Below are 20,178 nucleotides of genomic sequence, written 5' to 3' on the forward strand. Positions count from 1 at the left end.
TCGTCCCCCTGGAGTCTCCATGAAAGCCGTCGCCCTGACCCGTTACCTGCCCATCGACGATCCGCAGTCGCTGCTCGACGTCGACCTGCCCGCGCCGAACGCGAGCGGCCACGACCTGCTGGTGCGGGTCGAGGCCATCTCGGTCAATCCGGTCGACACCAAGGTGCGCTCGCCCAAGCCGCAGGTCGAAGCGCAGCCGCGCGTGCTCGGCTACGACGCCGCCGGCGTGGTCGAGGCCATCGGCGAAGCCGTCACCCGCTTCAAGGTCGGCGACCGCGTCTACTACGCCGGCGACATCACCCGTCCCGGCACCAACAGCGAGTTGCATCTGGTCGACGAACGCATCGTCGGCGCGGCGCCCAAATCGCTGAGCGCAGCCGAAGCCGCGGCGCTGCCGCTGACCGCGATCACCGCCTGGGAGCTGTTGTTCCAGCGCATGCCCTACGACAGCGAACACGGCGGCCGCGGCAAGACCTTGCTGGTCATCGCCGGTGCCGGCGGAGTCGGCTCGATCGCGATCCAGATCGCCAAGCGCGCCGGCTTCCGCGTCGTCGCCACCGCCTCGCGTGCGGAAACGGTCGAATGGTGCCGGCGCATGGGCGCCGATGAAGTCGTCGATCATCGCCAGCCGCTGGCGCCGCAGTTGCAGGCGCTCGGCATCGAACTGGTCGATGCCGCGCTCAATCTGGCCGATACCGATCGTTACTGGGAGGTGCTCGGCGAACTGCTCGCGCCGCAAGGCCACCTGGGCCTGATCGTCGAACCGAGCGGCGCCTTGAAGATCGGCGACCCGTACAAGGCCAAATGCATCGGCATCCACTGGGAAATGATGTTCGCGCGCCCGCGCTTCCGCACCGCCGACATGATCGAACAAGGCCGCTTGCTCGACCGCGTCGCCGAACTGATCGACGCCGGCGAACTCAAGGGCACGCACACGCAGACCCTCGGCAAGATCGATGCGCAGACTTTGCGAGAGGCGCATCGCCGCCTGGAGTCGGGGACTACGATCGGGAAGGTGGTGTTGGCGGGATGGTGAGGGGTGCGTTTCTTAGTCACCGAGGCATGACGCTGAAGTCTCTTGGGGCCGGCATGCCGGCCCCTTCCCTTTCCTCTTTACCGACTCGGCTTCATGCCGCTTTCGGCGCCGAGCGCGCTTCTTCGTAGCTGTCGAACACCATCGAGGCCGAGGCCCGGCCCTGCGTCAACGAACGCAGCGTGGTCGTATAGCCCGACAACTGCGCCAGCGGCGCGCGGGCGGTAACGTCGGTCCGGCTGCCCTTGTCCTCGATCGACAGCACGCGTCCGGAACGCCGCTGCAGGTCGCCGACCACATCGCCGACGTTGCTGGCGGGCGTGTCGACGACCAGCGCCATGACCGGTTCGAGCAAGGTCGTGCCGGCCAAGGCCAACGCCGCCTTCAGCGCGTCCGACGCGGCACGCTGGAACGCCAGTTCCGACGAATCCACCGCGTGCGTCTCGCCGTCGACCAGGCTGACGCTGAGGCCGACCACCGGGTAGCCGCGCGGGCCTTCCGCCAGCGCCGCACGCAGGCCTTTCTCGGTCGCGGCGACGAAGTTTCTCGGCACCACGCCGCCGCTGGTGCGGTCGACGAACTCGAACTGACCGTCGCTGCGCGGCGTCACATCAATCACCACGCGCGCGAACTGGCCGGAACCGCCGTTCTGCTTCGACAGCTTGCCTTCCACGCCCGACACCGGCTTGCTCGGTGTTTCCTGATAAGCCACGCGCGGCGAACCGGTGCGCACCTCGACGTTCCACTCCTGGCGCAGGCGCTCGACCATGACGTCGAGATGCAGCTCGCCCATGCCCCACACCAGCGTTTCGCCGGTCTCGGCATCCGTGCCGACGCGGAACGACGGGTCCTCCTGGGCCAGGCTCGCCAGGCCCTGTCCTAGACGGATCAGGTCGCTGGCCTTGCCGGCCGTCAGACGCCACGACAGCACCGCCGGCTGGGCCTGGATCGAATCCAGCACCAGCTTGCGTCCGACGCCGCTGAGGCTTTCGCCGCTGACCGCGTCCTTCCAGCCCGCCACCGCGACGATCTCGCCGGCATAGGCCACCTCGACGTCCTGGCCGCGGTTGGCCTGCACCACCTGCAAGCGACCGACGCGTTGCGCGCGCCCGCGTCCCGAAGCCCACACCGTGTCGCCGACCCGTAAGGTGCCGGAGTACAGCCGGATGAACGACAGCGCGCCGTGCTCCTGGTGCACGATCTTGAACAACAGACCGCTCAGCGGGCCGGTCGCGTCGGCAGCGAGGGACACCTCACCGGCTTCGCTTTCGGCCTGGACCGCAGGACGGTCCAGAGGCGACGGCAGGTAATCGACGATCGCGTCCAACAGCGTTTCCACGCCCTTGTTCTTGAACGCCGAGCCGGCCAGCACCGGCGTGCCCGCGCCTTTCAGGGTGGCGCGTCGCAGCGCCGCCTTGAGCAGCTCGGCATCGATGGCGCGCGCGTCGAGGAAGGCCTCGGCGAGCTCGTCGTCGTGGTCGGCGACCTGTTCGATCAGGCGGTTACGCAGCGGCGCGTACTCGGCGGCCTCTTCGTCGCTCCAGGCGCGCCGCAGGCTCGCGCCGGCGTCGTCCCACAGCACCACGCTGCGATCGACCAGATCGACCCAACCGCGCAACTCGCTTTCCGCGCCGAGCGGCCGACCGATCGGCCACGGCGTCGCATCGAGCTTGTCGCGCATCTGCGCGAGCACGAGATCGAACGACGCGCCGACGCGGTCCATCTTGTTGACGAATGCGATCAAGGGCACGCCGTGGCGACGCGCCTGGCGCCACACGGTTTCCGATTGCGGCTGCACGCCGTCGACCGCACTGAACACGGCGACCGCACCGTCGAGCACGCGCAGGGAACGTTCCACTTCGATCGCGAAATCGATATGTCCCGGGGTGTCGATGATCGTCAGCCGGTGTTCGGCCTGGTCCTGCGGCGTCCAGAAGGTCTGCACCGCGGCCGCGCCGATGGTGATGCCGCGACGCTGTTCGATCTCGGTGTAGTCGGTGGTCGCGGCGCCGTCGTGGACTTCGCCGACGCGATGGATGGCGCCGGTTTTCCACAACAGGCGTTCGGTCAGCGTGGTCTTGCCAGCGTCGACGTGGGCGATGATGCCGAGGTTGCGCCAGCGGGAGGGGGTCGAAACGTTACGAAGCGTGGTGTTCATGAGAATGCTTGCCTTGTTGCCAACATGGGAGGCCGCGCGTCCCTGTTGGCTCCGGGGCGCGCGGCTAGGTTTGGGTTTCGGCCGTGGAATTCATGGCACGTTCTCCTTGGTTTTCCGGGCATTGCAGTGAAGGGAATCCGACCCGGGAACCTGTTCGGCCCGGGCCGGCGAAGAACAGCGGGCAATAAAAAAGCACCCTTGCGGGTGCTCTGTTCTGGTGTGGCTTCGACCGGTCGATTACATCGACCCGGAACCGAAGATCACAGGAGGCAGGCGCACCCGGCCCGCGCTCTCGCGCTGGGCTTGCAGCGATATCAGTAGCGGGAACGACTTCATGGATGCGGTGCGACTGCGGTTTTGGGTGTGCATAGAGTAAGCCCGGCGCGGCAGGAGTCAATCGGGCCAGGCCCAGGATCGGTGGGATTTATCGTTCCACCTGAGGCACAAAGCGCGGCCCGCATCGTCTGCCTTCGCAGGTACGAGGCAGGCGCGAACCATGGCCTTCTTTGTAGAAGGGGGCGAACGCCCGACGCGGGCTTCGCTGCGGAGTGAGATTCACAGCGCGGTGGATTTGCTTTGGCTTTGAGAGGGCCAAAGAAAATCCCCCCCTTTTTCGAAAGGGGGGAACAGCGGAAGTTGGGGGCGGGTAGCACAACCGAGGCGGCACCGCCGCCTCGCGATTACGCCGCCTTGTCTTCCAGCTTGCGCTTGAGCACGGCCACCGCTTCGGCCCAAGGGTTGCCGCCGCGGCGCTTGCTGGTCGCCAAGACCAGGTCCGAGGGCTCGAACACGTTGAGATTGTGGGTGATCGGCGTGGTCAGGATGTACTGCGCATCGGTGGCGCGCAGGAAGCGGCCGACCTTCTCGATGTTGAACACGTCCAGGTGGGCGAAGGGTTCGTCGATGAAGACGAAGCCGCCCGGCTGGTCTTCGTCGCGCAACAAGGCCACCAGCAGCAACAGGGACTTCATCACCTGCTGTCCGCCCGAAGCTTCGCCGTCGTCGAGGCCGATCCAGCCCTTGCGGTCGAAATCGAAACGCACCGACAGGCCGGCCTGGGCCAGGGCGACGTCGTCGTTGGCCAGTTCGGGCATGTCGGCGTCGACGCCGATGCCGGCGAGTTCGCCGAGCGCGGCAAGGTTCTTCTTGTAGCGACGCACGGTGGCGCGCAGCACGTTGATGTAGGCGCCACGCGCTTCCTGGGTGAGGCGCTTGGCGCGTTCCAGATGCGATTCGCGGCGGCCGATGGAATTCTCCAGTTCGCCATGATCGGCCGCGATCTTGTCGCGCAACGGGATGCAGGACTCGTCGTCGACGAAACCGCCGCGGGAAAGACGGTCGTCCATGCGCTCGATCTCGCGGCGCACCGCCGAGGCGCTTTCGTACTCTTCGCGTGCGGCGGCGAGCGCGACGGCGCTGCGCCAGGCCTCCGGCATCATCGCGCGCTTGCGGCGGTAGTCGAGGATGCGCTGGATCAGGCTCTGGCGTTCGCCGTTGATCTGCTGCGCGCGTTCGCGCAGCTCGCGGGCGAGCGCGTCGATCTGGCCCTGGCGCTTGGCCGCGGCGATGCCTTCGGCCTTGTCCTGCTCGGCGGCCTCGTCGATCTTGGCGCGGGCCTGGGCCAGCGCCGCGGCGGCTTCGGCGGCAGCCTCGGCGAGACCGGGCAGCCGCGCCTGGGCATCGGCGAATTCGGCCGCGCGGGTAACCAGTTCCTGCGCGGCGTCGAGCCCCATCAGGCGCGATTGCTCGGCGTCGACGCGCTGGCTTAGTTCCTGCAGCTCGGCTTCGCGCACCTGGCTGCGCTGGGCGATCGCGGCGAGTTCGGCGCGCAACTCGGCCAGGTGCGATTGACGCGCACCGGTGCCGAAGTGGTGCTGGGTGCCACCGATATGGCGGCCGCCGCGGCTTTCGCGCAGATAGCCCTTCTGGGTGATCCAGTCCTGCCCGGCCGGCAAACGCGAGCCGTGTTCGATGTCGGTGACGCGGCGGATGCGGTCGAGCTGGCGCGGCAACCACGCCGGCGGGTCGGCCGAGAAACGCACGACTTCGAGCAAGGTGCCGGCGCCGGCCTTCGGCACCGGCGCGCGTTCGGCGACGATGAAGTGGCGGTACTGCTGGCTCTCGCCGAGCTTCCAGGCGACGCGCGCGTCCTTGGGGTTTTCCAGCACCAGCAGATGCCGATACGGCGCGAGCACGGCCTCGATCGCGACCGACCATTGCGGATCGGTGATCTCGACCAGTTCGGTCAGCACGTGGTGCTTGATGCCGGCCTGGTCGAGGCCGGCGCGGAAATCGCGCTCGAACGGCTCGATGATGCGGCCGCCGCCGCTGAGGGCGGCGATCTGCGCGGAAATCTCGCCGCTGCGCTTGCGGTCGCGCTCGGCTTCGAGCTTGAGCTCGGCCTGGCGGCGACGGCCGTTCTCGACGCTGGCGCTGAGCGCCTCGACGTCGATGGCGCCGCGCTGCGCCTGCAGCTTGGCCAGCTCGTCGCGGCGCTTGACCAGCATCTCGGCGTCGCGCGCGGCGTCGCGGGCCTGGGTGAAGGCCTGTTCGCTGGCCGTCACCTGGCGGCGCGCTTCGCGCATCGCTTCCTGCAGCACGTCGCGGCCGGTCGCGGCGATGGCGTCCTGCGCGCGCATCTCTTCCAGCACCCGCTCGCGTTCGCGCAAAGCGCGGCGCAAACCGGTCAAACGCGGCTTGGCGCCGTCGATCACCGCGCGCTGATCGGCCAGTTCGACCTTCGGCGCGATTTCGCTTTCCAGGCGCTGGCGCTGATTACGCAGGGCATTGCCTTCCTCGAACGAACGCACGTCGGCCTTGGCCGATTCCAGGCGCAGATGCAGGCCGGCCAGGTCCTGGCCGAGCTGTTGCAATTCCTTCTCGACGTCGAACTGCTCGGTGCGGGCGCGCTGGTAGTCGTCGAGCACGGCCTTGTCTTCGAACACGTCGAAGATCAGCTGCAGCAGTTCGCGTGGCGAATATTGGCAGAGCTTGTCGGTCGCGCCCTGTTCCAGGGTCAACACGCGGCAGATCGCGCGGGTCAGGCCGGCACCGGCCAGGCGCACGCGGTAGTCGCGCACGCCCAGCCATTCGCCGCCCTGCTCCAGGGTTTCCACCGGGGTGTCGCCGGCGACGATCTGATAATCGCGGCTCCAGTCGCCGCCGCGCTTGCGGATGCGGCAGGCCAGGGTGACCACGTCGTCCTTGATCGGGAAGAACGGCCGGCCGCCGCGCCGGTCGGGGCGGTTGCTGACCACCGCGCGCAACCAGGCATACGGCTTGCCGTTGTGGCGCAGATAGGTCTTGTAGTCGCGCGCGGTGTCGCGATCCTCGATCGCGAGCAGGGTGCGCAGCGCATCGAGCAAGGTGGTCTTGCCCGAGCCGTTGGGCCCGACCACGGTGACGATGGACGCATCCAGCGGCAGTTGGAAGCGCTGCCAATAGTCCCAGTGCACGACTTCGAGCGAGCGGAATTCAAACATCGGCCGCGGCCTCCTCGTCGTGTTTCAGTTCGGTGGACGCAATCGCTTCGTCGTCGCTGTCGGCGTCGGCCGCGTCGTCGCTTGCGACGGTCTGTGCGTCTGCATCGACTTCCGCTTCGATATCGGCTTCGACACCGTCGCCATCGGCCGCATCGGCTTCATCCGTGGCGAGCTCCGGCAACGGCCCCGCCGCGTCGGCGTCGAGCGCCATCGCGGATTCGTATTCGGCGTTCGCCTCGGCATAGGTGTCGAGGTCGGAATAGATGCCGGCCTCGATGTCGGCCAGCAACGCCGCGTCGGCTTCGGCTTCGGCCGCGCTCTCGCCTTCGGGTTCGGCGCTGTCGGCGCTGTAGTGGCGCGCTTCGGCGACGACGAAGGACAACGCGCCGTTCATGACCCGGCCGGCGATGCGTTCGTAGTCCAGGGCCAGGTCCAGCAACGGCCCCTCGTGGATGCGTTCCTTGCGGCGGACGATGAAACCCTGCCGCGCCAGCGAACCCAGGTTGAACTGGATGCGGGTCTTGCCGCCGAGCTTTTCGCCGAAGTCGGCGAGCAAGGTGCGCTCGTTGATCGGCTCCACCACTTCGGCGCCGACCGGAATCGGCTTGAGCTCGGCGAACATCTGCTCCTGGTCCTGGTCGCGGTCGGCCTGTTGGCGCGCGATCTGGCGCTGGCGCTTGGGCAGCACCAACAGCGCCCACAGCACCACCAACAGCGCGACGGCGTCGCGGTCGAGTTGCAGGTTGGTCGAGGACCAGGCCTTGGCGCTGCCGAACACCGCCGATTCCTGCGGGCGGGCGATGCCGACGGCGATGTTGGCGGCGTAAGGATGTTCGAGCAGGCGCATGCCGGCCGCAGCGAGGCGGCGGTCGAGGTCGTTGCGCTGTTCGGCGTCGGTCAGCAGTTCGCGGACCGCTGCGTCGTCGCGCGGCAGCCAACGCTCGGCGATCAGGCGCGCGATCAAAGAGGCGATGGGATCGTTCATCGGGTGTCTGCGGTGTCCTTGGTCGCTTTGGCGCGTTTGCCCGAGGGCGCGGCGCCGCGCCCGGAGGCGGTCTTCTTGGGTTTGGCCGCGGCCTGGCGTTCGTCCGTGGACGCGTCGCCGCCGTCGGGGGTTTCGTGCTTCGCCGCGCGCCTGCGCGGTGCGCGCGCAGCGAGTCGCATTTCCTCGGTCACCGCTTCGAGACGGCCGCGGCTCATGTAAGCCACGCCGGCGCGATCGACGATCTCGAATTCGGGCTCGACCCGCCACGACAGCGGCAACCGCGCCATCGAGGCGCTGACGCCGTTGCGGTTCTCCGCGCCGGGGTCGCCGATCAGGCCGAGCAAGGACAGGCGATAAGCGCTGACCGAGAAACTGTCCTGCGGCACCACGTCGATCAGTTCAGAAGCGTCGCCGGTCAGCGACATCAATTCGTCCAGCCAACGCTCGGCGAACTGGAAGTCGGTCGCCGCGGCCGGCGAGGCATCGGTATCCGGTGCCGCCTGCGCTGGCGGCAGGGACTGGTCTTCGCGCGCTTCGCGCTCGCGTTCGACCAGTTCGTACTCGGCCACGTCGAGCGCGATCGGCGCCAGCATGAAGGCCGGGATCGCCGAACGCGCGAGCACGTCGTCGGCATGCGCGGCGAGCGCCTCGATGTCGAGCCCGCGCAAATAGCGGTTGACGTCCGAGGACGACAGACCGCTCGCGCCGAGGTGCACGCGATGACGGTCGAGCTGGCTCAGCGCGCGCTGGAACACCGAGGCCTGGCGCAGCATCGCGCTCTGGGCGCGGCCGATCTGCTGGGCGACGCGGTGGGTGTGGCTGTCGAGTTCGACGTCCGAGGAAATCTCCTCGACGATCTCGGTGCCCTTCTCGATCCAGCGCCAGGCCGACTGCAAGGTGCCGGCGGCGCGCTGGATGCGGTGTTCGGAACCGCTGAGCACCGCCTGGTCGAAGTCCTCGCGCAACTCGTTGAGGCGCGACAGCAGATGTTGCAGATCGTCCGAACGCACCCGGCCGACCGCCTGGCCGGCGGCGATCTGCGCGGTGACGTAGGCCAGTTCGTCGCCTTCGCGGTTGAACTGCAGCAGCAGGCCGATCGACGCCAGCGCCTGGCGCCCGACCGGGCTGATGCGGTAACGCTGGGTTTCGCCGTCCCACAGCAACAGGTCGTTCTCGCGCAGGCGGCCGATCACGGTGTCGAACTTGACCGGGTCGAGGTAGCCGAAGTGCTCGCGCAGTTCCTGCGGCGTCCAGTCCGGGGCCTGGCCGCGCTCGCCGATGGCGCGCAGCACCAGCAGCCGCACCATCACCGATTCTTCGCCGCCGTGGAACAGGGTCGAGAACGCGCGCAGCAGATCGCGCGCGCCCAGCAGCGGCTGCAGGTCGGGCAGGTCGGCGGCGACGATGTCGGCGCGCAGGTAATCCTGGAGGCTGTGGTCTGGGGCGGCGTCCATGGACTCGGGACTACGGAGGGTCGGGCATGTTCGGCGATGGGTCCGGTCCGTGACAACCGTTGCAATCCGCCGCGTTCGGTGCCTGTCCTCGCGCCGCTTTGACGGGGACCTTGAATTAGCACGGCTTTCCCGGCATCGTGCACAATCCATACGCCAGCGTATCCAGCCAGCATGTCCACGGCCGCCAGCAACTCCGCCCCGCATCCGCTTTATCCGCAGCTGTTCGCGCCGCTGGACCTGGGCTTCTGCACCCTGCCCAACCGCGTGCTGATGGGCTCGATGCACACCGGCCTGGAAGACAAGGCCGCCGACTTCCCCAAGCTGGCGGCCTATTTCGGCGAGCGCGCGGCCGGCGGGGTCGGCCTGATCGTCACCGGCGGCTTCGCCCCGAACATCGTCGGCTGGCTCAAGCCCTTCGGCGGCAAGCTCAGCTGGCCCTGGGAAACCGCCAAGCACCGCCAGGTGACCAAGGCCGTGCACCAGCACGGCGGGCGCATCTGCATGCAGATCCTGCACGCCGGGCGCTACGGCTATCACCCGCTGCAGGTGGCGCCGAGCAAGCTCAAGGCGCCGATCAACCCGTTCACCCCGCGCGCGCTGTCGGCCGGCGGGGTCGAGCGCCAGATCAAGGCCTTCGTGCGCACCGCCAAGCTCGCCCGCGAAGCCGGCTACGACGGCGTCGAAGTGATGGGTTCGGAAGGCTATCTGCTCAACCAGTTCACCGTGCCGCGCACCAACAAGCGCAAGGACGCCTGGGGCGGCGACACCGCCCAGCGCATCCGCTTCTGCGTCGAGATCGTGCGCCGCATCCGCGAGGCCTGCGGGCCGGACTTCATCATCATCTACCGCCTGTCGATGATCGACCTGGTCGACGAAGGTTCGAGCTGGGCCGACGTGGTCGTGCAGGCCAAGGCCATCGAAGCCGCCGGCGCGACCCTGATCAACACCGGCATCGGCTGGCACGAAGCGCGGGTGCCGACCATCGCCACCTCGGTGCCGCGCGGCGCCTTCACCGGCATCACCGCACGCCTCAAGCCCGAGGTCGGCGTGCCGCTGATCACCACCAACCGCATCAACATGCCCGACGTGGCCGAGCGCATCCTCGCCGCGGGCGAGGCCGACATGGTGTCGATGGCGCGGCCGCTGCTGGCCGATTCGCACTGGGTGGCGAAGGCGCGCGCGCAACGCAGCGCCGACATCAACACCTGCATCGGCTGCAACCAGGCCTGCCTGGACCACGTGTTCCAGAACAAGCACGCGAGCTGCCTGGTCAACCCGCGCGCCTGCGCCGAAACCGAGCTGAACTACCTGCCGACCCGCGCGCCCAAGCGCATCGCCGTGGTCGGCGCCGGCCCGGCCGGGCTGGCCTGCGCCACGGTCGCGGCCGAACGCGGCCATCGCGTGACCCTGTTCGATGCCGCAGACGAGATCGGCGGCCAGTTCAACCTGGCCAAGAAGATTCCCGGCAAGGAAGAGTTCCACGAAACCCTGCGTTACTTCGGCGGCAAGATCGAGCAGACCGGGGTCGAGCTGCGCCTGGGCACGCGCGCCGACGCGGCCGCGCTGGCCGGTTTCGACGAGGTCGTGCTGGCGACCGGCATCGCCCCGCGCCAGGTGAATTTCCCCGGCGCCGACCACGCCAAGGTCTGTTCCTATCTCGACGTGCTCAAGGGGCACGTGGTGCCGGGCAAGCGCGTCGCGATCATCGGCGCCGGCGGCATCGGCTTCGACGTCGCCGAGTACCTGGTCCACGAAGGTCATTCGGTCAGCCTGGACCCGGCGCGCTGGCGCGCCGAATGGGGCGTCGACCTGGGCTACGGCGACAACCGCGGCGGCCTGATCGAAGCGCGGCCGGAACCGCCGGCGCGCGAGGTCTGGCTGCTGCAGCGCAGCCCTAGCAAGCCCGGCGCGAAGCTCGGCAAGACCACCGGCTGGATCCACCGCGCCACCCTCAAGGCCAAGCAGGTGCGCATGATCGGCGGGGTCGAATACGTCGGCGTCGACGACGATGGCTTCCGCATCCGCGTCGACGGCAGCGAGCAATTGCTGCCGGTCGATCAGGTCGTGATCTGCGCCGGCCAGGAGCCGTTCAAGCCGCTCGCCGCTGCGCTCGCCGACAGCGGCAAGCCGGTGCACGTGATCGGCGGCGCCGACGTCGCCGCCGAACTCGACGCCAAGCGCGCGATCGACCAAGGCAGCCGGCTTGCGGCTGCCTTGTAAAACGATACACAGCAGCCGCCTCGCAGCTGCCTTGTAGAGATACGCAGCAGCAGCCGGCTTGCGGCTGCCTTGTAAAACGACACGCAGCAGCCTGCTTGCGGCTGCGTCGTAGCCGGACATCGAAGCGCCGAGTCGCCGCTCTCCTGCGGCGATACATATATATGTCTGCAAAGTCGCGATCAGCGGCCGCAGCCGGCCCCATACAGACCAGGAACGCTCGCCTGGATCGCAGTGCCGGCACCCCACGGGTCGTGGTCGCGGCTTGCGCCACTCCTACCCCTGGGGTTCGAAGCGGCCGGACAGGCCCGAATCCAGCCGATGGCCGAGTCCACCCGGGGCCGGAGACGCCAAATCGACGCTGCGGACCGCCTCCGCCAGTCTGGATCATGAATGGCTGAGACGACCCGGGCACGGTTCGTGCCGGGCTGAAGCCCAATGAAACCAAGGGTCTAGGCCCTATTCAGAATAAAAACTCCAACTAATTTAGAAACTTAGAAATTGTCATTCAGGGTTTGTTTGGCAAGCCGTCGCTACCTTGCGCCAACTTTTCCGCCACCCCTGCAGAGGTGGCATCCCACACCGCCCGCGTCGGACAAGACACGGTTCCCGGTGACGGGGCAAAGCGCGCCGTAGAGCCGCCGCCCTCCCCAGTACGCCATGCGGCCTCACCGCTGTCGCCATCTCCCGATTCGTGGAGATGGGAGACGGAGTGCGGCCAGCGCAACGGAGCAAGGAGTCAACGATGAAACTGGCCTGGATCCTGTGGTTGGCCTCGGTATTGCCGCCACAAACCGCCGATTCGCTGTGTTTGAGCACCACCGTGTACCTGGAAGCCCGCGATCAGTCCCTGCGCGGCCAGCAAGCCGTCGCCGAGGTCGCCCTGCGTCGTCGCGACAGCGGCCTGTGGGGCACGACGGTCTGCCAGGTGGTCACCGCCAACAAGCAGTTCGCCCCGAGCCTGGTCTCGCCGGGCACCCGTCTGAACAATAGCGAGGCCTGGACCGAGTCGGTCAACGTCGCCTTGGCCGCCGAACGCAACTGGGCCCTGCCGGCCGGTCAGCGCAAGGAAATCGTGCCGGGCGCGAGCCACTTCGCCGCCCTCGCGATCGCCAGCCCGTCCTGGCGCAACGCCTACCAGGTCGCGACCATCGGCGATCACACCTTCTACAAGGTGCAGAAGCTCAAGCCGCGCCGCGTCATCGCCGAGGCCGAGTTGCCCAAAGGCGTCAGCAAAGGCTGATGCCTACATAAAGGCTGAAGCGTCAGCAAAGGCTGATGCCTTCATAAAGGCTGAAGCGTCAGCCAAGGCTGATGCCGCGTTCATGGCCCCCGCATAGCGCCGGTGCCGTAACGCTCCGTTGCAGTCTCCTCCTTGAGGATACGAAGCAGGTCGGTGATAGTCGCCGACCTGTTTTTTTTCTTTCCATGGAGGCGTTAAGCATGAAGCTCTACAGCAAGCCCGGTGCGTGTTCGACGGCCGACCATATCGCCCTGCAATGGACCGGCGGTGCGTTCGAAGTCGAAGTGATGGACAAGGACTCGATCAAGGCGCCCGCCTTCCTCGCCATCAATCCGGCCGGCGCCGTGCCGGCGGTGGTCGACGGCGATTTCGTGTTGACCCAGAACGCTGCGATCATGGGCTACATCGCCGACACCTTTCCGCAGGCGCAGTTGACCGGCGACGGCAGCGCGCAGCAGCACGCCGAAGCCGCGCGCTGGCTGGCCTTCGTCAACTCCGACGTGCATCCGGCGTTCCTGCCGATCTTCGCGCCGGGCAAGTTCCATCCGGATCCGGCCCAGGCCGACACGATGCGCCAGCACGCGCGCGAGCGTCTGCGCGGCCTGTATGCGAGCGCAGACCAGCGCCTGGCCGATCGCGAATGGATCGCCGGCTTCCGCAGCTACGCCGATCCCTATCTCTACATCACCCTGCGCTGGGCCGACTCGGTCAAGGTCGACCTGTCGGGCTACGAGCACCTGGCTGCGTTCAAGCGGCGCATGGAAGCCGATGCCGGCGTGCAGGCGGCCTTGAAGGCCGAAGGCCTGCTCTAAGGCTCGATGCATGCATTGCAGAGCGGCGCATCGCTGGATGCGTCGCTCTCGTGCAAACGCAACGGCAGCGGCCTGAGCGGCTTTTGTAGGAGCGGCGTAAGCCGCGACGAACGAAGCGGTGCCGACGCACGCCGATAGGTATCGCGAGATCCCAGTCGCGGCTCACGCCGCTCCTACAAGAGCAGCGGCATCGCTTTCGGGCAGGAGCGGCGTCCTGTTGGATTTCCTTCGGTCACGAGCAGCGATCGGCGAAGCGGCGGCATGCACCCGCCTGCGCAGCCGCACGATCTACCTCAGCGCACAGGCGGGTTGTCGGCAAAGTAAGCTACGACGCCGGTGACGGATCACGGTCGCGACTCGCGTCGCTCCTACCCTTTGCATCCGACCCAGGCTGGAATCAAGCCCCGGCCGCGAAGCGGTCTTCGATCTCGGCGGCGATATTGTCCTTGCGCACTTTGGCCAAGGCGGCGCTGAGGTCGGGCAGCAATTCGGCGAGCTCTTCGCTGTTGCCGCAGCGCTCGATCTTCAACTGCAGGAAATAACCGCGCAGCCCCAGGTGCTCGCGCACGGTCTCGGTCATCAGGTTGTACAAGGTCTGATAACGCAGCGCGGCATCGGCGGCCGACATCGGCGGCGGCACGACCGCGGCGAAGGCGATGCCCGGCGTCGGCGCATGCGCGGTCATCGTCGCGGCCACCGCCGCCGACGAAGCGATCAAGCCCATCGTTTCCAATTGCTCCAGCGCATCGGTCGGGCCGTGCAGGCTGCCGATCAGATCGCGCAGGTGGCGCACGCTGCGATCGCCGTCGACGATCAGCAAAATCGAACGCAAGACCGGCGGCAATTTGCGCGAGCGGTTCTGGATTTCGTCTCGACCGTCGTTGGTCTTAACCGGCATATCGCTGTCGCGCATGGTGTTCCCCGTGTTGAATCCCGTCGCACGACGGATGTCCGAGGCCGGAGGCGCGGCGTCTGCTCCCCAAGCCGTGCGCTTGGGCGCGCGGCCGCGCCGTTGTCCTCCCGGCTGGTCCGGGACTATGCCATGTCGCACCATGACGTTTCTGTGTCGTATTCGACGTTAGTCGTATGCGGCAATCGCTACGCTGGGCGCCGCGAGCGCAAACGCAAAAGGCCAGGCACGAAGCCTGGCCTTTTGCGTGGCCGTCCTGCGTTTATACCGCCGGCGCGAAGCCGGCGGCGCGCGCTCAGCGCTGCTCGATCGGCACGTAGGCGCGGTCTTCCGGGCCGGTGTAGTTCGCGCTGGGGCGGATGATCTTGCCGTCCTCGCGCTGCTCGATGACGTGCGCGCTCCAACCGGTGGTGCGCGCGATCACGAACAGCGGGGTGAACATCGGCGTCGGGATGCCCATCATGTGATAGGCCGAGGCCGAGTACCAATCCAGGTTCGGGAACATCTTCTTCAGGTCCCACATCAGGTTCTCGATGCGCTCGCTGACGTCGAACAGGGTCTGGTTGCCGCCGTCCTTGCACAGGCTGCGCGAGAGCTCCTTGATGATCGGATTGCGCGGATCGCCGACCGTATAGACCGGATGGCCGAAGCCGATCACGATTTCCTTGCGCTCGACGCGGGCGCGGATGTCGGCCTCGGCCGCATCGGCGTCGCCGTAGCGCGAAATGATGTCCATCGCGACTTCGTTGGCGCCGCCGTGCTTCGGCCCGCGCAGCGCGCCGATCGCGCCGGTGATGCACGAATGCAGGTCCGAACCGGTGCCGGCGATGACGCGCGCGGTGAAGGTCGAGGCGTTGAACTCGTGCTCGGCGTACAGGATCAGCGACTTGTCCAGCGCATCGGCGTGCAGCGCGCTCGGCGGCTCGCCGTGCAGCAAGTGCAGAAAGTGCGCGGCGACGCTGTCGTCGTCGGTCTCGCAGTCGATGCGGCGGCCGTTGCGGGTGAAGTGCCACCAGTACAGCAGCATCGAGCCGAAGCTGGCGATCAGGCGGTCGGCGATATCGCGCGCCTCGGAGGCGACGTGGCCTTCGCGCTCGGGCAGCACGGTGCCGAGCACCGAACAACCGGTGCGCAGCACGTCCATCGGGTGCGCATTGGCCGGCACCAGTTCCAGCGCGTCGGTGACGATCGCCGGCAGCCCGCGCAAGCGCTTGAGCTTGATCTTGTAGGCCTTGAGCTGCGAGGCCGTCGGCAGCGCGCCGTGCACCAGCAGGTGCGAGACTTCCTCGAAGGTCGACTTGGTCGCCAGGTCGTGGATGTCGTAGCCGCGATAGTGCAGGTCGTTGCCGCTGCGGCCGACGGTGCACAGCTCGGTATTGCCCGCGGCGGTGCCGCTGAGGGCGACGGATTTCTTGGGCTTGGGCAGGGTCTGTTGCGTATCGCTCATGGTCCTTCCTCTAGATAGATTGTCTTCTCTTCCCTATCCCCTCTGCGGTTTACCGCAGAGGGCAAGGGTGAGGGCGCGCGACATCCGGCTGCATCGTGGCCGGAAGTTTCGCTGGCCCTCATCCGGCCTGTCGGCCCCCCTTCTCCCGCTTGCGGGAGAAGGAAAATCAAGTACTCCTCCCGCTTGCTGGAGAAGGGAAATCACGCGTTTGTTCTCGTGTAGAAAGCGTCAACCGTTCTTCTTGGCGAACAGCGCGTCGAGCTTGCCTTCGAAGGCGTGGTAGCCGATCCGGTCGTACAGCTCTTCGCGGGTCTGCATCGTGTCGACCACGTTCTTCTGGTGGCCGTCGCGGCGGATCGCCTGGTAGACGTTCTCGGCGGCCTTGTTCATGGCCCGGAACGCCGACAGCGGATACAGCTGGATGGCGACGCCGGCAGAAGCCAACTCGTCGCGGGTGAACAGAGGCGTCTGGCCGAACTCGGTGATGTTGGCCAGCACCGGCACCTTCACCGCATCGACGAAGCGGCGGTAAGTCGGCAGATCGTAGGCGGCCTCGGCGAAGATGCCGTCGGCGCCGGCCTCGACGCAGGCGATCGCGCGTTCGATCGCGGCATCGACGCCGTCGACCGCGATCGCGTCGGTACGCGCGATCAGGAAGAACTCGGGATCGGTCTTGGCGTCGGCCGCGGCCTTGACCCGGTCGACCATTTCGTCGGCCGACACGATTTCCTTGCCCGGGCGATGGCCGCAGCGCTTGGCGCCGACCTGGTCCTCGATATGGCAGCCGGCCGCGCCGGCCTTGATCAGCGACTTGACCGTGCGCTCGATGTTGAACGCGCTCGGGCCGAAGCCGGTGTCGATGTCGACCAGCAAGGGCAAGTCACAGACATCGGTGATGCGGCGCACGTCGATCAGCACGTCTTCGAGCGTGTTGATGCCCAGGTCCGGCAGGCCCAGCGAACCCGCGGCGACGCCGCCGCCGGACAGGTAGATCGCGCGATAACCGGCGCGCTTGGCCAGCAGCGCATGATTGGCGTTGATCGCACCGATGACCTGCAACGGCGATTCTTCGGCGAGCGCGGCGCGGAACTTCGCGCCAGCGGACAGTAGCGTCATCTTGGAACTCCGGATGGCCCGGGCGGGGCGATCCGGCATTTTAACCCGCCTCGCCGACCCGCCGATGACGCCCCCGTACAGTCGCCCGGGCCGCGGCCCGCGACAGCGGTCCCAGACCGGCGCCCAGGGTCTTCAGCCGAGCTTCGGCTCCGGCCGGTCGTGGTGGCCGGGGCCTTCGCTCTTGCGCACCACCACTTCGACCGAGTCGAGCCCTTCGACCTGGTAGCGCCCTTCCTGGGTGCGCAGGCAGGCCACCAGATTGCGCAAAGTCGCCTCGTTCAGGCGCAGATGCAGGGCCTCGTCGGCGACTTGCGCGCTGTTGCGCGGCGCCGGTTCGAACACGATCCGCGCCGTCGGGCCGATCAGGCTGAAGGGCTTTCCGAACGGCAGGCGCAGCGGCAACAAGGCGAGCAACTCGCCGACCTGGCGCGAGTCCAGGGAGATTTCGGTGATCGGCCGGCGCAGCAGGCGCTTTTGCTGGCGCCACTCCAGTTGCTCGGTATAGACCATCGCCGAACTGGAGCCTTCGTGGAGGGAGCCTTCATGCAGGCGCTCGGCGATCTGCACATCGTCGAGCAGGGATTCGCGATCGAGCTCGGTCACCCACAGCGGCAGGTAATCGAGAAAGACCTCCAGCACCCGCAGGGTCGACCAACGCTTGAGCGCGAACTCTTCTTCGTTGGTGATGCCGACTGCCTGCAGGAACTCGACCCGGCCGTGCTCGGTGTCGATCGCCGGCATCTCGGGATCGGGCGCGAACGCCACCGCCTGGATGCGGGTGGTGGTGTCGGCGGCGATCGGGCCGTTGGCGTTGAGGTAGTGCCCGGCGTGGAAGGCGTTGCCGCTTTCGAACACGTAGCGAGCCAGGTTCTGCAGGAAATCCGGCACCCAGGCCGGTGGGGTTTCGGCGTCGCCCGGGTTGGCCAGGCGGAAGGTCAGCTCGAAACCGAAACCGCTGACCTGCGGGTCGTCGGAGGTCTTGCGATACAGCTCGCTGAAACCGTAGGTGATGAAATGCCAGTGAGGCACCGGGGTGATGCGTTTGTAGGCGCGGATGCCCGCCAGGGGTTCGCTGCCATCGTCGACCGAGGGGCCGTAGTGCTTGGGCTCCTGACGCAGATACAACCGGGTCAAGGCCCGGTCGATCGCATCCCAACCTGGCGCGCTGTCCTGTAGTGCATCCATTACGCGTTCTGCCTCGCTTTTGGCGATGAGAGCGGACGTACCCGCACACTGGGGCCGATGCTAACGCGACTGCGGAAAAAGTTCTGTCAACAAGCCTATCGCCATCCTCCCCGGCTCTCAACAGTCTGCCCTCAACCACCGGCATCGGCCCCGCGCACCAGGGCGCGGCGGACCTCGTCGAGCGCGGCCGGGTCGTCGAGGGTCGACAGGTCGCCGGGGTCGCGGCTTTCGGCCAAGGCCTGGATCGAGCGCCGCAGCAACTTGCCCGAACGCGTCTTGGGCAAGGCATTGACCACGTACACCCGCGCCGGCCGCGCGACCGCACCGAGCTGCTCCACCACGCAGCGCTGCATGCCGGCCGCCGCCATGGCCGGGTCCTGGTCGGCGGACTGCTTGAGGGTCGCGAATACCACCGGCACCTGCCCCTTGAGCTCGTCGTGCACGCCGATCACCGCGGCCTCGGCGACGCTGGCATGGCTGGCGACGGACTCCTCGATCTCGCGCGTGCCGAGGCGATGGCCGGCGACGTTGATCACGTCGTCGGTACGGCCGAGGATGAAGGTGTAGCCGTCCTCGTCGCGGATCGCCCAGTCCAGCGAGCTGTACAGCAGCTCCTTGAAGTGGCTGAAGTAACTCGACAGGAAGCGCGCGTCGTCGTTCCAGACCGTGGTCATGCAACCCGGCGGCAGCGGCGGCACGATCACCAGCACGCCCTTCTCGCGCGGGCCGACGTCGGCGCCGGTGGCCTCGTCGATCACGCGCAGGTGATAGCCCGGCGTCGGCAGCCCGGGCGAACCGAACTTGACCGGTTGCAGATCCAGACCGGGCATCAAGGACAGCACCGGCCACCCGGTTTCGGTCTGCCAGTAATTGTCGATGATGGTCTTGCCGATGCCGTCGGTGATCCAATGCGCGGTCGGCTCGTCGAGCGGTTCGCCGGCGAGGAACAGCCATTGCAGTTTCGACAGGTCGTGTTTCTTCAGCCACGACGCGTCCTGCTTCTTCAGCACGCGGATGCCGGTCGGCGAAGAGAACATGGTGCGCACGCCGTACCGCTCGCAGATGCGCCACCAGATGCCCGGGTCCGGATTCGTCGGCAGGCCTTCGTACAGCACCGAAGTCGCGCCGGCGATCAGCGGACCGTAGACGTTGTAGGAATGGCCGACCGCCCAACCGACGTCGGAGGTGGAGAACATCACCTGCCCGGCGCGGACGTCGTAGATCGACCACATCGACAAGGCCAGTGCGACCGCGTAGCCGCCGACGTCGCGCTGCACGCCCTTGGGCTTGCCGGTGGTGCCTGAGGTGTAGAGCAGATAGCTGGGCTCGTTGGATTCGAGCCATTCGACCTCGACCTGGGCGCCGTCGTGGAGGGCGCGCAGGGCGGCATAGTCGACATCGCGCCCGGCAACGAGCGTCAGCGCCGGGTCGAGGCCGCGGCTGACGACCAACACCCGCGGCGGCGGCGACTGCGCTTCGGCGCAGGCGGCGTCCACCAAGGGCTTGTAGGGAATCACCTTACCGCCTCGCATGCCGGCGTCGGCGCAGATCAACAGCTTGGGCGTGGCATCGTCGATGCGCAGGGCCAGGTTGTGCGCGGCGAAGCCGCCGAACACCACCGAATGCACCGCGCCGATGCGCGCGCAAGCGAGCATGGCGAACACCGCCTCGGCCATGTTCGGCATGTAGATCACCACGCGGTCGCCGCGCCCCACCTCGAGCGACTTCAGGATCGCCGCGAAGGTATTCACTTCGCGATGCAATTCGGCGTAACTGACCTCGCGCGTCGATCCGGTTTCGCTGGAGATCGCGATCAGCGCGGCCTGCTCGCCGCGCGCTTGCAGATGGCGGTCGACCGCGTTGTAGCAAAGATTGGTTTCGCCGCCGGCGAACCAGCGCCGGAACGGCGGCCGCGAATAGTCGAGGACCTGTTGCGGCGGCTTGTGCCAATGGATCGCCTGCGCCTGCTCTGCCCAGAACGCCTCGGGCTGCTCGATCGAGCGGCGATGGAACGCTTGATAGGACTCGACCTCGTCACGCATGCGGCTGCCTCGTGCGACCTTGGGGGCTATCGCTCGCAGGCTAGACCAAGCGGCGGGCGGGCGGCGTTACGACCATGGTCTAGAGGGGTGTTGG

Annotated in this window: 13 protein-coding genes; 4 read left to right on the forward strand and 9 right to left on the reverse strand. The window is 67.4% G+C overall.

What is annotated here, in order from left to right:
- The first annotated feature begins 19 nt into the window (after positions 1 to 19).
- The gene (locus ACKN61_RS18235) at positions 20 to 1,036 is read left to right on the forward strand and encodes a zinc-binding alcohol dehydrogenase family protein (RefSeq protein ID WP_408950713.1); all 1,017 of its coding nucleotides are present in this window, start codon (positions 20 to 22) and stop codon (positions 1,034 to 1,036) included.
- A gap of 91 nt (positions 1,037 to 1,127) precedes the next feature.
- On the opposite strand, the gene fusA is transcribed toward ACKN61_RS18235, so the two are convergent.
- The 4 genes from fusA to ACKN61_RS18255 form a co-directional block, all read right to left on the reverse strand.
- Positions 1,128 to 3,191: an elongation factor G gene (gene fusA / locus ACKN61_RS18240; RefSeq protein ID WP_408950714.1), complete on the reverse strand. Its 2,064-nt coding sequence runs from the start codon at positions 3,189 to 3,191 to the stop codon at positions 1,128 to 1,130.
- Positions 3,192 to 3,871: 680 nt separating this feature from the next.
- Complete coding sequence (locus tag ACKN61_RS18245) at positions 3,872 to 6,673, reverse strand: AAA family ATPase (RefSeq protein WP_408950715.1); 2,802 nt, start codon at positions 6,671 to 6,673, stop codon at positions 3,872 to 3,874.
- The gene (locus ACKN61_RS18250) at positions 6,666 to 7,658 is read right to left on the reverse strand and encodes a hypothetical protein (RefSeq protein ID WP_408950716.1); all 993 of its coding nucleotides are present in this window, start codon (positions 7,656 to 7,658) and stop codon (positions 6,666 to 6,668) included. The genes ACKN61_RS18245 and ACKN61_RS18250 overlap by 8 nt, the downstream gene beginning before the upstream one ends.
- Positions 7,655 to 9,112, reverse strand: coding sequence for a hypothetical protein (locus ACKN61_RS18255; protein WP_408950717.1), 1,458 nt, complete (start codon positions 9,110 to 9,112; stop codon positions 7,655 to 7,657). The genes ACKN61_RS18250 and ACKN61_RS18255 overlap by 4 nt, the downstream gene beginning before the upstream one ends.
- 171 nt (positions 9,113 to 9,283) lie before the next feature.
- Between ACKN61_RS18255 and ACKN61_RS18260 the strand changes: the two genes are divergently transcribed.
- From ACKN61_RS18260 to ACKN61_RS18270, 3 genes are all read left to right on the forward strand, one after another.
- Positions 9,284 to 11,332 (forward strand): FAD-dependent oxidoreductase, encoded by a 2,049-nt coding sequence (locus tag ACKN61_RS18260; RefSeq protein ID WP_408950718.1) that lies wholly within the window; start codon positions 9,284 to 9,286, stop codon positions 11,330 to 11,332.
- 742 nt (positions 11,333 to 12,074) lie between these two features.
- Positions 12,075 to 12,572 (forward strand): cell wall hydrolase, encoded by a 498-nt coding sequence (locus tag ACKN61_RS18265; protein WP_408950719.1) that lies wholly within the window; start codon positions 12,075 to 12,077, stop codon positions 12,570 to 12,572.
- Positions 12,573 to 12,772: 200 nt separating this feature from the next.
- On the forward strand, positions 12,773 to 13,384 hold the full coding sequence (locus ACKN61_RS18270; protein ID WP_408950720.1) for a glutathione S-transferase N-terminal domain-containing protein: 612 nt from the start codon (positions 12,773 to 12,775) through the stop codon (positions 13,382 to 13,384).
- Positions 13,385 to 13,781: 397 nt separating this feature from the next.
- On the opposite strand, the gene ACKN61_RS18275 is transcribed toward ACKN61_RS18270, so the two are convergent.
- From ACKN61_RS18275 to prpE, 5 genes are all read right to left on the reverse strand, one after another.
- Entirely contained in the window at positions 13,782 to 14,297 is a 516-nt protein-coding gene (locus ACKN61_RS18275) for a hypothetical protein (protein WP_408950721.1), read from the reverse strand.
- Between the two features lie 292 nt (positions 14,298 to 14,589).
- On the reverse strand, positions 14,590 to 15,741 hold the full coding sequence (prpC, locus tag ACKN61_RS18280; protein WP_057972057.1) for a 2-methylcitrate synthase: 1,152 nt from the start codon (positions 15,739 to 15,741) through the stop codon (positions 14,590 to 14,592).
- A gap of 228 nt (positions 15,742 to 15,969) precedes the next feature.
- Positions 15,970 to 16,857, reverse strand: a complete 888-nt coding sequence (gene prpB, locus ACKN61_RS18285) for a methylisocitrate lyase (RefSeq protein WP_031373152.1) — start codon at positions 16,855 to 16,857, stop codon at positions 15,970 to 15,972.
- Positions 16,858 to 16,989: 132 nt separating this feature from the next.
- On the reverse strand, positions 16,990 to 18,042 hold the full coding sequence (locus ACKN61_RS18290) for a suppressor of fused domain protein (RefSeq protein ID WP_408950722.1): 1,053 nt from the start codon (positions 18,040 to 18,042) through the stop codon (positions 16,990 to 16,992).
- A 131-nt stretch (positions 18,043 to 18,173) separates the two neighbouring features.
- Positions 18,174 to 20,084: a propionate--CoA ligase gene (gene prpE, locus ACKN61_RS18295; protein WP_408950723.1), complete on the reverse strand. Its 1,911-nt coding sequence runs from the start codon at positions 20,082 to 20,084 to the stop codon at positions 18,174 to 18,176.
- Positions 20,085 to 20,178 lie beyond the last annotated feature (94 nt).

The organism is Lysobacter sp. Hz25 (genome assembly GCF_046097045.1).
GTDB lineage: Bacteria > Pseudomonadota > Gammaproteobacteria > Xanthomonadales > Xanthomonadaceae > Lysobacter > Lysobacter antibioticus_B.

Bases quoted from the DNA above. Each gene is read 5' to 3' on its own strand.
- fusA (WP_408950714.1), bottom strand. From the start codon at position 3,191: ATGAACACCACGCTTCGTAACGTTTCGACCCCCTCCCGCTGGCGCAAC.
- ACKN61_RS18275 (WP_408950721.1), bottom strand. From the start codon at position 14,297: ATGCGCGACAGCGATATGCCGGTTAAGACCAACGACGGTCGAGACGAA.
- ACKN61_RS18270 (WP_408950720.1), top strand. From the start codon at position 12,773: ATGAAGCTCTACAGCAAGCCCGGTGCGTGTTCGACGGCCGACCATATC.
- ACKN61_RS18245 (WP_408950715.1), bottom strand. From the start codon at position 6,673: ATGTTTGAATTCCGCTCGCTCGAAGTCGTGCACTGGGACTATTGGCAG.
- prpC (WP_057972057.1), bottom strand. From the start codon at position 15,741: ATGAGCGATACGCAACAGACCCTGCCCAAGCCCAAGAAATCCGTCGCC.
- ACKN61_RS18235 (WP_408950713.1), top strand. From the start codon at position 20: ATGAAAGCCGTCGCCCTGACCCGTTACCTGCCCATCGACGATCCGCAG.
- ACKN61_RS18250 (WP_408950716.1), bottom strand. From the start codon at position 7,658: ATGAACGATCCCATCGCCTCTTTGATCGCGCGCCTGATCGCCGAGCGT.
- prpB (WP_031373152.1), bottom strand. From the start codon at position 16,857: ATGACGCTACTGTCCGCTGGCGCGAAGTTCCGCGCCGCGCTCGCCGAA.
- ACKN61_RS18260 (WP_408950718.1), top strand. From the start codon at position 9,284: ATGTCCACGGCCGCCAGCAACTCCGCCCCGCATCCGCTTTATCCGCAG.
- ACKN61_RS18255 (WP_408950717.1), bottom strand. From the start codon at position 9,112: ATGGACGCCGCCCCAGACCACAGCCTCCAGGATTACCTGCGCGCCGAC.
- ACKN61_RS18290 (WP_408950722.1), bottom strand. From the start codon at position 18,042: ATGGATGCACTACAGGACAGCGCGCCAGGTTGGGATGCGATCGACCGG.
- prpE (WP_408950723.1), bottom strand. From the start codon at position 20,084: ATGCGTGACGAGGTCGAGTCCTATCAAGCGTTCCATCGCCGCTCGATC.
- ACKN61_RS18265 (WP_408950719.1), top strand. From the start codon at position 12,075: ATGAAACTGGCCTGGATCCTGTGGTTGGCCTCGGTATTGCCGCCACAA.